Source organism: Capnocytophaga sp. oral taxon 902 (genome assembly GCF_013394735.1).
Taxonomy (GTDB): Bacteria; Bacteroidota; Bacteroidia; order Flavobacteriales; family Flavobacteriaceae; genus Capnocytophaga; species Capnocytophaga ochracea.
This window is the reverse complement of record NZ_CP058261.1, coordinates 1305865-1321565: the sequence shown is the minus strand read 5'-3', so window position 1 is coordinate 1321565 and position 15701 is coordinate 1305865. Positions and strand designations below refer to the sequence as shown.

General features: G+C 36.8%; 13 protein-coding genes. 5 read left to right on the top strand and 8 right to left on the bottom strand.

The features are described from left to right. Nucleotides 1-29: 29 nt before the first annotated feature. A complete protein-coding gene (locus HW278_RS05635) occupies nucleotides 30-2336 on the bottom strand; it encodes a hypothetical protein (RefSeq protein WP_178977188.1) in 2307 nt (768 codons plus the stop codon). 397 nt (nucleotides 2337-2733) lie between these two features. On the opposite strand from HW278_RS05635, the gene HW278_RS05630 reads away from it, so the two are divergent. Both HW278_RS05630 and HW278_RS05625 read left to right on the top strand, forming a co-directional pair. Next, nucleotides 2734-3516, top strand: coding sequence for an NUDIX hydrolase (locus HW278_RS05630; RefSeq protein WP_178977187.1), 783 nt, complete (start codon nucleotides 2734-2736; stop codon nucleotides 3514-3516). Nucleotides 3517-4338: 822 nt separating this feature from the next. After that, entirely contained in the window at nucleotides 4339-6471 is a 2133-nt protein-coding gene (locus HW278_RS05625) for a family 65 glycosyl hydrolase domain-containing protein (RefSeq protein ID WP_178977186.1), read from the top strand. Here HW278_RS05625 and HW278_RS05620 read toward each other — a convergent pair. Together HW278_RS05620 and HW278_RS05615 are read right to left on the bottom strand one after the other, a co-directional pair. Continuing rightward, complete coding sequence (locus tag HW278_RS05620) at nucleotides 6464-7171, bottom strand: WG repeat-containing protein (RefSeq protein WP_178977185.1); 708 nt, start codon at nucleotides 7169-7171, stop codon at nucleotides 6464-6466. The genes HW278_RS05625 and HW278_RS05620 overlap by 8 nt on opposite strands. Before the next feature lie 20 nt (nucleotides 7172-7191). Next, nucleotides 7192-7983: a hypothetical protein gene (locus HW278_RS05615; RefSeq protein WP_178977184.1), complete on the bottom strand. Its 792-nt coding sequence runs from the start codon at nucleotides 7981-7983 to the stop codon at nucleotides 7192-7194. Nucleotides 7984-8164: 181 nt separating this feature from the next. Here HW278_RS05615 and HW278_RS05610 point away from each other — a divergent pair, with 181 nt between their 5' ends. From HW278_RS05610 to HW278_RS05600, 3 genes are all read left to right on the top strand, one after another. Continuing rightward, complete coding sequence (locus tag HW278_RS05610; RefSeq protein WP_178977183.1) at nucleotides 8165-8497, top strand: hypothetical protein; 333 nt, start codon at nucleotides 8165-8167, stop codon at nucleotides 8495-8497. A 115-nt stretch (nucleotides 8498-8612) separates the two neighbouring features. Then, nucleotides 8613-9431 (top strand): class I SAM-dependent methyltransferase, encoded by an 819-nt coding sequence (locus HW278_RS05605; protein ID WP_178977182.1) that lies wholly within the window; start codon nucleotides 8613-8615, stop codon nucleotides 9429-9431. Nucleotides 9432-9803: 372 nt separating this feature from the next. Next, nucleotides 9804-10319, top strand: a complete 516-nt coding sequence (locus HW278_RS05600; RefSeq protein WP_009410479.1) for an OmpH family outer membrane protein — start codon at nucleotides 9804-9806, stop codon at nucleotides 10317-10319. A gap of 85 nt (nucleotides 10320-10404) precedes the next feature. Here the strand turns inward: HW278_RS05600 and HW278_RS05595 are convergent, their stop codons facing one another. From HW278_RS05595 to rpsU, 5 genes are all read right to left on the bottom strand, one after another. Further along, nucleotides 10405-11070 carry a LysE family translocator gene (locus HW278_RS05595; RefSeq protein ID WP_016478315.1) on the bottom strand — a complete coding sequence of 222 codons (666 nt, stop codon included), beginning with the start codon at nucleotides 11068-11070 and terminating at the stop codon, nucleotides 10405-10407. 122 nt (nucleotides 11071-11192) lie between these two features. Then, on the bottom strand, nucleotides 11193-11759 hold the full coding sequence (locus HW278_RS05590; RefSeq protein ID WP_178977181.1) for a hypothetical protein: 567 nt from the start codon (nucleotides 11757-11759) through the stop codon (nucleotides 11193-11195). Between the two features lie 22 nt (nucleotides 11760-11781). Then, complete coding sequence (locus HW278_RS05585) at nucleotides 11782-12306, bottom strand: hypothetical protein (protein ID WP_178977180.1); 525 nt, start codon at nucleotides 12304-12306, stop codon at nucleotides 11782-11784. A 391-nt stretch (nucleotides 12307-12697) separates the two neighbouring features. Further along, nucleotides 12698-14929, bottom strand: coding sequence for a ribonuclease R (gene rnr / locus HW278_RS05580; RefSeq protein WP_178977179.1), 2232 nt, complete (start codon nucleotides 14927-14929; stop codon nucleotides 12698-12700). Nucleotides 14930-15460: 531 nt separating this feature from the next. Continuing rightward, entirely contained in the window at nucleotides 15461-15655 is a 195-nt protein-coding gene (gene rpsU / locus HW278_RS05575; protein WP_002674401.1) for a 30S ribosomal protein S21, read from the bottom strand. Between the last annotated feature and the right edge of the window lie 46 nt (nucleotides 15656-15701).

The following is a 15701-nucleotide window of genomic DNA, read 5'->3' as shown; positions in this document are numbered from 1 at the left end:
ACGAATAGCACCTGCTACAATTTTACGACCTATGTAATTAGTATCGTCGAGAATTTGATTAGCCCTACGAGAGCGCCTTTGATACCTGTTTCGTTCAAAATATTTACTACTTGGAATTTAAGGTCAATATTGCGGTTGAGCTTATAATCCACCCCTCCAAAGCTTTCCCACCAGCCGTTGTAAGAAATCGCATTGGTAGGGTTACCGTACTGATTGCCAAAGTAGCGGAAACTGAGCCACAAGCGGAGGTCGCCTTTGAGCATAAAGTAGCTGGGGTCTATTTCTATAAGAGTTTTTGAAAGCTCAGGAATGATTTTATCGTTGTAGCTATAGCTTACCCCGTAGGCACTATACTCATAGTCTTTATACTCTGGTTTTTGGAGTGTGAGCAGGAAGTGCAAGTTGAAATTCTTGAACGGCTTAGAGATAATGTCGGTAGTCCAACCAAGGGTAGCAATATCGTAGAACAAAGGGTAGAAAGTTTTTTGTTCGCTGGGATTAGCTGGATTTACGATAGACTCAGAGGCGATATTGTTCTTTTTATAGATACGAGTCACCTTAGACACCAAACTTATGAGATCGCCGTGATTCCAATACACCCCTCCACCGTAGTTCAGTACGCTTTGGGTAGTAGTATGAGGAGTTGCAAATATTTCCTTGCCATTAGTGTCTTTTTCGTTATTAGCATTATCCCAATAGCGTGCAGCCCAATCGTTATAAGTAATATCACCCAAGAAACCGAACTCGTTAGATACTTTGGCTACAAAGTTGAAATAGCCTACTTTGTTCCAGTCCTTGAATTTCTTCTTTATAAGATCACGGTTTTGCACATATTGATTTGTATAAGGATCGCGAGTACTATAGTCGTAATATCTCTCAATGCGAGCACCAAAACCAATATCGAAACGGTCATTCAGTTTGATATCATCAGAAGCGTAGAAAGCTAACTTTTTATCACTTGTTATTTTATAGCCTCCATAAGAGCTTCCTAAAATACCATATTGAGGGGTAATATTAACCGTTCCTCCCCCTACATAAGCATCTAAGCGTTTAGGATTCGCTTCTACCGTTTGATAGAACAAACCATTGTGTTGTATCTCAGGAGCACGGTAATATTGGTAAGTAGTTCCTAATCTCAGACTGTGTTTGTTAATTTTTTTAGTAGCCTCTAAACGAGTAATCCAAGTGTTGATTTCTACCTGAGGGTAGTATTGCACTGAGTTCAGTTGTACCGCACCGTTGTACTCTTTGTTGGTACCTACGTATTTAAAAGTCATACCTGTTTGTTGGTCGGGGTCGGTAATAAACATACTCAAAGGGTATAGAATAGTAAAGGCAGCTTTGGAATTCATATACATATTGGCGTAGTTGAGTTTCCAACCATTATTAAAACGATGTTCACCAGTGAGGTAGATAGCATTGGTGATGTTTTTAGAGGCTTCATCAGAATTGAGGTCGCCAAGTTTGGTTTCACCTGTATTATAGTCTTGATAAGGGAAAAGTCCATCGTTAGGCATATACACATCTTTACCCAAATCAAAACCATCTATAGCTTTAGTTTTACCTTTGCCTTCATACACAAGAGGGCTATAAGCACCGAGTATAGGGATATCGGTTGCGTGTTTGTAGTAAGCACGCACAAAACCTTTGCTGTACTTTTTAGAGACTCCTATTTTAAACATTTCGAAGCGGTCTTGGAAAGGAGTGAATTGGTAATTACCACCACTACCACGTTCAAAAGTTTCGTTGAAGCCTGCCATAAAGCCCCAACCTTTTTTGCCGATAGGCGCTGTTACTGAAGCGTCGAGATGGCTACTACCATAATTGGTAAAATAAGTAGAAGCATAACCTTGCAACTTGCGACCAGGTTCTCTGTCCCAAGAGGTAACGATATAACCCACTTTACCATAAGTAAGAGCGCCATCTTGGAAAGACATCATCCCGATGCGCCCTATAGTGCTATCGTAGCGCCACGCGGTGGTAGGTATTTGTGTCCAAAAGGTGTATACTACAGGAATGTCGTTCTCAAGGATAAGAATATCGCCGTTAAAAGGCAAGCCAATGTTCAACTGACGAGGAGAGGTAGCACTACTGGCGTTGAGCATTACATTGCGGTTTTCGGTATCGCGTTCTTTCACATCTTTACCTAAAATATCTTTTTTAGGTGTGATAGGAGAAGTAGAAGGTAAAGAATCTACTTTAGGCGCGGGAGGCACGGTATCCATAGTAACCACAGGTACTATAGTATCCGTAGGCTGAGTGACGGGCTCTTGCGCATAGGCTGAGGTAACAGCCAAAAGGCAAAGCGAAGTGAAGTTTGTTATGAGCGTTTTCATATCGGTAATGTATTAATTTGTTATGAGATTTTTCGTGTTATAAATAAAATACCTTTTTGTTTGTTTATATTTATTATTGTTTTATTTCGGTGCAAAGGTATAAAATAATTTATTACGTACAATATACGCAATGTATTTATTTTGTTATATCTGTAACAGAAAGGTGTTAATATATTGTATATTAGTTATTTATATAGATAATTATTTTACGTAAAAAATACGTAATATGTGGTTTCTTTTTGTTTTTTATGAAATAACAGATTGTTAAAAATATGCTTTCTAATAGAAATAAATAAAAACTTATCCAAATAACACAGCGCTTATTGGCTAATTGATAATTTGCTAATTAGTTAATTAGCAAATTATTTATACCTTTGTGCCCTAAAAAAAACAAGTAATGGACAGAAAAGAACGCATTATCTTAAATGATATCCTCAACGGCGATAAAATTTTTTATAGAAATATAAGCGTAGACAACGTAATCTTTGGTTACCACGAAAGAGAACTGAAAGTGCTTTTATTCAAGAATGCTGCTCAAGAAAAATGGTTGTTACCTGGAGGTTATGTAAAGAAAGACGAGACGTTGGAAAAAGCAGCTCATAGAGTAGTACGCTACCGTACAAACTTAAAAAAACTTCACTTACATCAGTTTTTTACTTTTGGGAATCCGGATAGGAACAAAAACACTCACTTTACTTCTGAACTTTTATCGACTATTACCGGACAAGAGGTGACGAAAGACCATTGGTTATTAGAAAGCTTTATATCGGTAGCGTTCTTTACCTTGGTGGACTATTACCAAGTGAAACCTACAGGTAGTTTTTATATAGAAGAATGCCAATGGTGGGACATCAGTAACCTTCCTGAAATGGCTTTTGACCACCGAGAAATTATAGACCAAGCGCTGTTGAGCTTGCGTTTCTTTTCACACGTTAGCCCCATAGGAAAGGAAATGCTTCCTGAAAAGTTTACCATTCCAGAGCTACAATCACTGTACGAAACAATTTTAGGGAAGAAGTTAGACAACCGGAATTTTGTAAAGAAAATGACTAATATAGGACTGATAGAAAAATTGGACGAGAAGAGAAATATAGGCAAGCACCGTTCGCCTTTTTTGTATCGGTTTAACCAAGTGCGATACGATGCTTTAGCCAAAGGCGATGAGTTTATAGTGTTTTAAATTGATGTAAGATAAAGTGTAGCTTACGCTACAGAAAGTCTTTCAATTGACAATTGATAATTGATAATTGACAAATGTGATGCAAACGTAATTGTAAATTAGGTGTTATATATTTTGAATAGGCGTTAATTATGATGGGTTGGATGTAAAAAAAGTGTAGCTTACACTACAGAAATCTTACAAATCTTTAGAAAATCAAACAAATAAACAGCTTTGCTGCTTTAAATGTCGCGCACAAAGCCAGCGAGGGCTCACAGCTAGGTATGTGGGGGCAGATTAATTAGCAAATTAGAAAATTAGGAAATGAGTAGTGATAAAAATCGTTTTTTGACGGGTCAGACTTGTCGGACAATTTGGATAGGTTAGAGAGAGCGGAAGAAAACAGAGAAATTCAAAAGAGGGGAAGTAGGGTTTTTGATGAAAAAAGGGTGTAAGAAGGATGGGGTTAGCTTATAGAGAGCTTATAGGAAGCTTATACGAATCTTGGACGATTGGTATAGAAAGGGTATATAAATAATTGACTCATAATATAATACAACAAGGCTAAAAATGGTAAAAAGAGGGTTTCGAGGCGAAAGAAAGAGGAATAGGCACTAGGCCTTAGGCCATAGGCAATAGGGGGGAGTATGACGGAAAAGCGAGAGAATGACGAATGACGAATGACGAAAAAGAGGGAATGTGGCGACGGAAAGGGGAATTAATGATGGAAAAGTGTAATGGTAATCATTATTGGGTAGGGTATTTATGAGCTAATTTTGCAAATTTGCTCGTTTGCTAATTATCTTCTACCTTTGCACTTTAAACTTGTGAAGACTAATAGCTATGAACACGTGGAACATCATCGTAGAGGGCTTTAATAAAGCTGAGGTTACCAAACACGAAAGTATTTTCAGCCTTGGAAATGGGGCTATGGGAATGCGCGCTAACTTTGAAGAGGACTATACGGGCGATACACTTCAAGGGAGCTACATCGGTGGGGTGTATTACCCCGATAAAACCCGAGTGGGCTGGTGGAAAAACGGCTATCCTGAGTACTTTGCCAAAGTGATCAATGCGCCCAGCTGGATAGGACTACACATCAAAATAGACGGGAAACTATTAGACTTAAACACTTGTTTGGAGGTAAAAAACTTCCGCCGACAACTGAATATGAAAGAGGGTTGGTACGAGCGAAGGTTTACGGCTACGCTTCCTAACGGTGTGGAAATTGCTGTAAAAGTGGTACGTTTGCTCTCGTTGCGTTATGATGCAATAGGAGCTTTACGTTATGAGATTACACCTTTGAACGGTGATATTTCTTTAGAAATAGAAAGTTACTTAGACAGTGGTATTAAGAATAATGATACTAACTGGGACGAGCATTTTTGGAATACTTTGGAAATTTCTTCGGAAAACAACTGCGCTACTATACTTGCTGAAACTAAAAAGACAGCCTTTAAAGTACAAACCTTTATGGAAAATCATCTTTTTATAGCAGGAAAAGAACTGAATATCAGTGGAAAAGAAAATAGAAAGGAGAACTATATAGGGTTGCAGTATGAAGTAACTGTTAAGCAAAACCAAACCTTTCGTATTGAAAAATATGGTGGCTATACACCTTTGACAAAGTCTAAAACTTTGTCAAAGGTACGAGACGCACAGGCATTAACATTTGAGGGGTTATTGGAGATGCAGAAAGAGGATTGGGCGACGATATGGGAGACATCGGATATTGTGATTGAAGGTGATGAGAAAGCACAACAAGGTATCCGGTTTAATATCTTTCAGCTCAACCAAACGTATCAGGGCAAGTATGCTCATTTGAACATAGGACCTAAGGGTTTTACGGGGGAAAAGTACGGTGGTAGTACCTATTGGGATACTGAGGCTTATTGCCTGCCTTTTTATATGGCTACCAAAGGCGCGGAAGTAGCTCGCAATCTGCTGTTGTACCGCTATAAACAGTTGCCACAAGCTATTGAAAACGCCCAGAAACTCGGTTTTACCGGCGGGGCTGCGCTCTACCCTATGGTAACGATGAACGGTGAAGAGTGCCATAATGAATGGGAAATTACCTTTGAAGAAATACACCGCAACGGGGCGATTGCTTTTGCAATTTATAACTATACACGCTATACGGGCGATGAGTCGTACCTGAAAGAATATGGAATGGAAGTGCTTATTGCTATTGCACGTTTTTGGGCACAGAGAGTCAATTTTTCAGAAGAAAAGAAACAGTACGTAATCTTAGGGGTGACAGGACCTAATGAGTACGAAAACAATGTGAACAATAATTTCTATACGAACTATCTTGCCTCTTGGTGTTTGAGTTATGCAGCGACTATGGCACTGAAATACAAGAGCGAAAGGCAATGGGTGACTATTAAAGAATTGAAGGAGTGGAGTGATATTGTGGAACATATGTACTTGCCTTACAGCGAAAAGTATGATGTATACTTGCAACAAGACGGTTTTTTGGATAAAGACTTGAAGCCTGTAAGTACCATTCCTACTGGGGAGCGCCCGCTCAACCAACATTGGTCGTGGGATAGGATATTGCGTTCGCCTTATATCAAACAGGCAGATACGTTACAGGGGTTTTATTTTTTTGAAGAGCGATTTACCAAAGAACAACTTCAAAAGCACTATGAGTTTTATGAACCTTTCACCGTACACGAGTCGTCACTCTCACCTTGTGTGCATAGTGTCCTCGCATCATCCTTAGGGAAGACAGAGGAAGCCTACGCGCTCTACCTGCGTACAGCGCGGCTTGATTTGGACGACTACAACAAGGAGGTACACGAAGGGTTACACATCACCTCGATGGCAGGCACGTGGCTCAGCATTGTAGAAGGCTTTGCTGGTATGCGTGTAAAGAACGGCGCACTAACGTTTACGCCTCGCTTGCCTAAACAATGGAAGCGATTGTCGTTTAAAGTGATATTTAGAGGAGAGGTAAAAGAAGTGATTATTTAAATGACAAAAAATTACCTTCTTTATCTATATTTACCTCTCTGCCTTTCTTTATGAGGATATAGTAATAATCTTCCCATTCCTCATTGCTTTTAGTATAGGGTTCAGCCTGTTCATATTCAAAAGGAATGATTGTATTACCGAGATTATCAATCATTCCCCACTTACCTTTATACTTCACCATTGCCTTTTTACTATCGTTGAAATCACCAGCGTCATCATATACAAAAGGCAATACTACTTTACCTTTAGTATTTAAATAGCCATACTTATTACCTTGTTTCGCACGAGCCAGACCACCGAAAAAGAGGTCTATTTCGTCATACCAAGGGGTGAGTGTTTCGTTATTAGTACTAAGAAGTTTTTTCTTATCATTGAGTTGTACAATAAAAACACCTTCGGAATACGAAATAAAATTATACTGAGCAGGAATGAGTTCTTCACCCGAAGGGCGTATCACCCCATACAAATTATTAATGGTAACATCATAAAAAGGTATTTCGGCAGAAGGGTAGATGTTGATATAATCATATTTCAAAGGTGCTACGACGGTACCTTCGGCATTTACGAGTCCGTATTTATTATCTTTTCTTACCATTGAAATTCCGTTTTGAGACGGATATACTTCATCGTATTTTCTGCGCCAATCGGTATTACAAGCCGTACAGAACAAAGCTAAAGTAATAATAAATAGTCTTTTCATAAGTGTATATATTTTTAATGTTAGTATTTTATTTCTCTTTCTGTAAATCCTACGATATATCGATTGACGAATACAATGCGAGTAACCCAATTACCTTGCTTATCAAAAGTATGTTCAAACTTCTGGTTATTTACGCCGGTAGGAATGCCTTTTTTATCATATGTATAATGCATTACATCGGGTTTGGTGTTCCCCTCAGCAATACTGCGTTCCACTACCCTACCCTCACGGTCGTAACGCACTGAGATGCGCATCTCGGTAGGTGGATTTCCTTCGGTTACCATTTTGAGCAAAGTGCGTTGGTTATTTTTATCAAACTCCTGCAATACCTTCGCCTTGCTATCGGGTGTTACTAAGAGACCTTCGGTAGGGTTACCGTTGGCGTCCCACTTGTTAAAAGTATAGGTTTGTGTAGGCGAAGCACTTACCCCTATCACTGTGTGATAAGTTACTAAATGCCCTTGGTTATTATATTCATAAACTCCCGTGGAGTACTGCACATCTCCGTGAGCGACTCTTGATACTGTTACCCGCAGAGGTTTTTGCTGAGCATTGTAAGTATAGTTGTAATGCAAAGTAATACCACTGTATTTTTGTTCTAACTGCAAGGTATTTCCTTCTTCATTAAATTCATAATAATTTTCGGTTGCAAGACGTTTTTGTTTAAGATTACCTTGAAAGACGTCATAAGTACGTTCGACAAGAGCTTTTACTTTACCATTGAGTTCTTTCTCCAAATGTGTAGCTGGAGTATTGATAATTTGTGCCATTCCGATAAAAGGAAATAACAACAGGATTAAAAACTTTTTCATACTGATATATTATTATTTTACGCCGACAAAGGTAATAAATATTTTTAAATAAAGCTACATATTTAATTCATAAATGTTCCACGTGGAACATTTATGAATTGGCGATTGAGAATTGATAATTAAAAACTCATTTGTTTATCTGCTATTTTCTCACTACTTTTGCCACATACTTTTTACTTATATGAATCAGTTTATAGTAAACAGATATTTAGTACCTAAGGGTTTTAGTGGTATTACCCTCTACCCTTTTATATTTACTAATGACCCAAAACTATTGAAAGATGCACAATTCATCAACCACGAACGCATACATTTAGCTCAGCAACGAGAACTCTTAGTGATATTTTTCTATATATGGTATGCTGTAGATTTTATACTGAAATATATTAAGTATAAAGATAAGAAGAGAGCTTACCATAATATCATCTTTGAACGTGAAGCCTACGAGAATGATTACAACCTTGAATATTTGAAGAAGAGAAAATTGTTTGCTTTCTTACGAGGTAAAAGGTAACAAGTAAAAGACAAAAAGTAAGTATATAAGAAATGTTCCACGTGGAACATTATCAATTGATAATTCACAATTGATAATTGACAAGTAGTAACTAACGAGTAAACACTAATAACTAATGACAATTAAAGATTATAGCGTATCACAAGAGGATTTTACCCTCGTATATGATTCAGTATTAAAACTTTACCGCACTACTCCCCTACCTAATGACCTTAAAAAATACTATGAGAGTGAGGATTATATTTCGCATACAGACAGTCGTAGAACACTATTTGATAAACTCTACCAATGGGTGAAAAGTTATAACTTAAAGCACAAAATAAAACTCATCAAACAATACAAAAAAGGAAATATTCGTCTGCTTGATATAGGTGCAGGTACAGGCGACTTTGTGCGTAGTGGTAAAGAGTGTGCTCATTGGGAGACTATGGGCATAGAACCCAGCGAGAAAGCACGTACGAAAGCAAAAGAAAAAGGAGTTTTGTTACAAGCTGATTTTAGTAACCTCCTCCCCCACTCTTTTGATGTGATTACTATGTGGCACGTATTGGAACACGTACTCGATGTAACACAAGAAATAGAGCTCATCAGTAACTTACTGAAAGAAGACGGCTTAGCTGTTATAGCTGTACCTAATTATCGTTCGTGGGACGCACAGCATTACGGAGCCTACTGGGCAGCCTATGATGTACCCCGACACTTATGGCATTTTTCTAAGGATAGTATCGAACAGCTTTTTGCCAAAGAAGGTTTTGAGTTGCTTGCTACCCACCCTATGCTTTTTGATGCTTTTTATGTGAGTATGCTTTCCGAGCAATATAAAACAGGAAAGAAACATTTTCTTAAAGGTTTCATCAACGGACTCCGTTCAAATTATTATGGTTGGAGGAAAAGAGAATACTCATCGCAGATTTATGTTTTAGGTAAGAAATAAGAGGTAAGAGTTAGAAATTGTCTATTTTTTTATATTTCTGAAGCTAAAAATAGTAAAAACTTAAAATAAGACGTTTTTATAAGACTTCTCAACTATTACCTTATACTTTATTACTTTTTAAAAAATAATACTTAAAACAAGCTGTAATAAAGTCAGTTTTGATAAAATACACTTATAGAAGATTGTTTCTGATATAGAATAAATTTATATAAGGTAAAAGAAGGTAGTAAAATGTTTCACGTGAAACAAGGTGTAATGAATAGTGACGAAAGAGAGTATTTTCATTTTTTTAGTAACAAAATTAAAAAATATTTCTTTTACACGTAAAACTTTCTTACTTTTGCCACGTAATTCAAATTAAACATTATAAAAATGAAAAAACTCATCTTAACAGGCGTAGCACTGCTCGCCCTTACTGCTTGTACCGACAAGGTGGCGTTTGTAGATAACTCTAAACTTCTAAACGACTATCAAGAAAAAAAAGACATCGAGGCAAAACTAAAAGGACAAATTAGTGCCTACGAACGAAAACGCGACAGTATTTCAATGGCGTTCCAAACTGAAGCGCGTGCTTTCGACGCTCAGGCTAAAACTCTCCCTCAGAACGTAGCTCAGAAAAAATACAACGAACTGATGCAAAAAAGCCAAATATTGCAACAACATTTGCAACAAGAGGAACAAAAAATACAAATGGAAAGCCAAACTCAAATGGATTCTCTACTTAGCAAAGTGAAGAAAAACATTAAAGAATATGGCAAACAAAAAGGCTATACCTTTATCCTTGGTGCTAACGACGGCGGTAGCGTGCTCTATGGTGCTGATAACAAAGATATTACTAAAGAAGTTACTGAATACTTGAACAATCAATATAAATCAGGTAAGAAGTAACAAGGCCACAGGCATTAGGCCATAGGCAATAGAAAATAGACTTTGTCAGAGTTTTAAGACTTTGACAAAGTTTTTTTATTGATAGCTAATCAGTTAATTGTAATACGTTAGGAAAGAACGCTTGGAGTATCAGGAAAACTCCAAAGACTAACAATATAATGCTAATCGCGCGTTTAATTTTGTAAATATGAAAAGCAGTAAGTCGGTTTTTAAGTTTCTTAGCAATGAGAATTTTAAAGATATCTATTGCAAAGTAAACTAAGATAATAGAAGTAAAAAACACTAATATTCTACTAGCATTCATATCGAGCTTAGGACCAAAAACAATAATAATTCCCAACCAAAAACCTAAAACGCCTATGTTGATAAAATTCAGTAGAAAACCTTTAATAAAGAGAGCTACATAGTTCACTTTTTCAGCTACTTGCAAATAGGCATTCTCTTTGTTATCTATTGTTTTCTTGAAGTCTTTTTTCAGTTTGATAAACGAGATAAGTCCGTAAGCTATCATTATGAGTCCGCCGGCGAAGAAGAGCTTAGGGTCGTCCTTAATTTCGCGTAGCAAACTGCTAGTAGTGAAATAGACAATGAGAATGAAAACAGTATCTGCCAGTACTACCCCTGAATTGAAAGCAATAGCTGCCCTAAATCCTTTAGTAATGGCTGTTTCCAGCAATACAAAGAACACAGGACCTATGGTAAAAGCTAACAACAAGCCCAAAGGTAATGCAAGCAATACATCCGCAAACATCTATTTCTACCTAAAATTTGATTAACTGCACAAAAGTACTAAAAAACTGCTGAATTACAAAAAATAAGGGAGAAGTTTTTAGTACCTCTCCCCTACTCTGTTGGTTTTGTGATAATTATTAACTATGGCCTAATAACCTCATTTATTTGTTTGAGAGTTTCTTCATCTTTCAAATCAACCAATTCATCAAGATCTTTAGAAAGATAAAAAGCTCTTACATCAGGTACATAGACCATATAAGTCTTGCAAACAGTTCCACAACCACCAGCTTCAGCACAATCGTAAAGTAGCTTTCCACAACTATAATCTCCATTACAACCCTTTGTCCAATCTCCACCTTTAGCCCCTGTACAAGATACTGTATATGTCTCTTTGTCAGAGCGAGAAGCTTGTTGCTCTTCATATTTACCAGCAACGTCAAAACCTACACCCCAACTTGATTCAGCAATGATACTTGACAAGAAAGTGATGGTATTGTCATCTTTGTTTAATTTGTATGAGACAAGTAATACTTTCTCATTTGGAACAAAGTCTACTGATTTCTCTGATACAGTTTCAAAGAACTCCTTATAAGTCATTGACTTATTTTGCAAATCTTGCAATGGATTTTGATTTTTATCCTTAGAGCAAGATATAAAGGCTATGCTTAAGCATACCGTTAGAAATGAAAATTTAAATATTTTTTTCATAGTGAAAAATTTTAAATTTAAACTAAAATTCTCCTTCAACTTTTGATGAGACTAATTCATCAATATTAGCTGATATATAAAAAGCTTTTATATCTGGAACATAAACCATATTAGCTTTACAAACAGTTGCGCATCCTCCTTGATTCAAACAATTTTTAACTACACTTAAACAACTATATGCTTCACATTTTTTACTCCATCCTTTATCACAAGTTACAATATAATCATACTTTCCTCCTCCACGAGAAGCTTCAAGCTCGTAATGCTTAACTATAGCATCCCAAACTACTTTTTCACTGGGAAAAGCCTCAGTACTTGACAATAAAGTAATAGTCTCATCTTTCGCATTAAATTCGTAAGAGATAAAAAGTACCTTATCTTCTGGAACACTTACTTCTTTTTCTGAAACAGTTTTAAAGAAGTCTTCATAAGTCATTGACTTATTTTGCAAATCTTGCAATGGATCTTGATTTTTATCCTTAGAGCAAGACACTAACGCTACTACAAAACATAGCATAAACAACGAAAATTTCATCATTTCTTTCATACTAATTCAATTTTTAATTTATTAAATCTTTCTTTTGCACGTTTTTTTTATGAAGACAGTAACCCGTAGCTCAGTTAAGGAATAATACTAATAATTAGATTACTCTATATAAATACACCTTCAATAAAATCACTTCATTTTTCTGTCATACATCCACTATTAATAATTAATGGTGCAAAGATATAAAAATATTTTATATAAACAAAATAAAATAGATATTTATTTTTACATAAATATAAAAAAAGTATTATATTCTAAAAATATAAATATAATAGAAAATTTTACTTTATATTTACTCATATAATCTTTTATGTAGAAAAAAAAACTTTACCAAAGTGTGAAACTTTGGCAAAGTATGAGATGCAAAAACTGCTTGTCGTGCTACGACTCATTATTCACTTATCAGTTCAAAATCTAATTGCTTTTTCATCAGGTCGGTGTTTTTCACACGTATCATTACTTCATCACCAAGCTGATACATTTTGCCAGTGGCTTGCCCTACCAAGGCGTATTGTTGTTCGTCGAAAGTGTAATAATCGTCTTTGATGTCACGAGCGCGCACTAATCCTTCGCATTTGTTTATGGTAATTTCTACATAAATACCCCATTCGGTTACACCCGAAATCACTCCTGCAAACTGCTGGTTCTTATGGGCTTCCATATATTTCACCTGCATATATTTGATAGAATCACGCTCTGCCGATGCTGCTAAACTTTCCATTTGTGACGAGTGTTTGCATTTGGTTTCATATTCGGCTTCAGGTTGTGAAGGGGCGCCATCTAAATAGAGTTGCAAAAGGCGGTGTACCATTACATCGGGATAACGGCGTATAGGCGAAGTGAAATGGGTATAATAGTCGAACGCTAAACCGTAATGTCCTATGTTTTTAGTAGTATAAGTAGCTTTTGCCATTGAACGTATTGCCAAAGTATCGACTAAGTTTTGTTCTTTTTTACCCTTTACTTCTTCTAAGAGATTATTAAGTGAATCGGTAGTGGTTTGGCGGTTGTTCAAGTTCAAGCTATAGCCAAATCTACTAATTACCGCATTGAACTGTTGTAGTTTTTCGGCATCGGGTTCGTCGTGTACGCGGTATACGAAAGTCTTTTTCATTTTAGCTACATACTCGGCTACCTTTCTGTTAGCCAAGAGCATAAACTCTTCAATTAGTTTGTTGGCTTCCTTGCTCTCTTTGAAATATACCCCTGTAGGGTTGCCATTCTCATCGAGGTCAAATTTCACTTCCACTTTATCAAAAGTAATAGCTCCCAAACGCATACGCTTGCCACGCAATTTTTCGGCTAAGGCATTGAGCGTGAGAATAGCCTCTACCACATTAGCAGGTACAGCTCTATCAATATCAGTAATAGAAGTTTCGGCAGGAATGGTGTACCCCTCCCCTACTTTGGCTTGTTCTATTACTGATTGTGCTTCTTCGTAAGCAAACCTAAATGATGAGTGTGTTACGGTACGTCCTATCCAAATATCTACCACTTCGGCTTTCTTATTCATCTCAAACACTGCCGAAAAGGTATATTTATCTTCATCGGGGCGGAGTGAACAAGCGAAGTTACAGAGCACTTCGGGCAACATTGGCACTACCCTATCTACTAAATATACTGAAGTAGCACGGTTGTAAGCCTCTTCATCTAATATAGTGCCTTCTTTCACATAGTGCGATACATCGGCGATATGTACTCCTATCTCGTAGTTACCATTCTCAAACACTTTAAACGACAGTGCATCGTCAAAGTCTTTCGCATCACGAGGGTCGATAGTGAAAGTGAGGGTTTCGCGCATATCACGACGGCGGGCGATTTCTTCATCAGTAATGGAAAGGTCTAACTTTTTAGCAAAGGCTTCTACCTCTTCTGGATAGGTATAAGGCAGACCGTATTCGGCTAAGATAGAGTGCATTTCGGTAGTTTGTTCCCCTGGTTTACCAAGTATCTGTTCCACTACCCCCATAGGCGAATCGCTTTTGTCTTTCCAATCTTCAATGCGTACAATCACACGGTCGCCGTCCTGAGCGCCATTGAGTTTGTCTTTCAACACAAAGAAATCAGTATACATACGAGCATCGGTAGGGACAACAAAGGCAAAGTTTTTGTGCATTTGCACAGTACCTACAAAGCGCACTTTGTTACGTTCTAACACCTTGCTGATTTCTCCTTCCATCTTATTGCGATTTCTAAAACGTGGAAATACATACACTTCCACCAAATCGCCGTGGAGGGCTTTGTTTAGAAAATTCTGTGCTACAAAAATGTCGTTGTCTAAACCATCAACTATTACATAACCATTACCGCGCGTACTCACATCAAGCGTGCCCACATAGTAGTGTTGCATAGGGATAGCTTGGTACTTTCCACGGTCGATTTCTACAATGCGTTTTTTCTCTTTCAGTTGTACGAGTTGTTTCACCAGCATATCACGACGTGGTGCATCGGTAATGTGGAGTTTGGCAGCAATTTGCTTGTAGTTAAAGCTCTCTTCGGGGTGTTCTTGTAACACCGAGAAAATCGCTTTGATAAGCTCTTGCTTGTTGCGCTTAGCTAAACTCTTATTCTTTTTAGGTTTCCCTGATTTGCCTTGCTTTTGAGTTTTATTTGTTTTTTTCATATTGCAAAAGTAAATATTTTTGAGTTATCAACAATCATCAAATTATAAATTGAAAAAGATTTCTTTCTAAAAAAAGAAGGGTTATTATTATGATGACGTTCATAAGAGGAATAAAATTAGGCTGAAAAACTTGCTTTTTTCAGTTTAAGGATATTATGATTAGTTATCAACAATAAAAAGTGATTTACGGTTTTTTAAATGAATATTTTAAGCAAAATTGTTGATAACTCTTTTTGATATTATGCACAACTTTTTGTTGAGAACTTTTCATTGGGCAGATTGTTCATAACTGACAAAAAGTAGTGGATATTTTATAAGAAATAAATTTGCTTTTTTCATCTTCATTTTTGTATACACAGAAAACATAAAAGAGCAAATATTTTAGTGTTTTTTCTTCCTCAAGTTATGCACAATTTAAGAATGAACAATGAACAATACCGATAAGGATAATGAACAACACTTAAATAAAAAAAGTAGGAACGAATATTATCCGTTCCTACTTAAAAAAAAATTGAATATCTCCACAATGAACTATACTTCTTCTTGATCTTTCAAGTGCTGAATGTATTGTGCTTTTTGGATTTCGGCTCTTCTGCGTACAGAAGGTTTAGTGAAATGTTGTCTTTCACGTAGTTCACGTACTACACCTGTACGGTCGAATTTGCGTTTATAACGTTTTAAAGCTTTATCGATGCTTTCTCCGTCTTTTAAAGGAATTATTAACATAAAGATACACCCCCTTTCAATTTTCAGGGCGCAAAGATATGAAGTA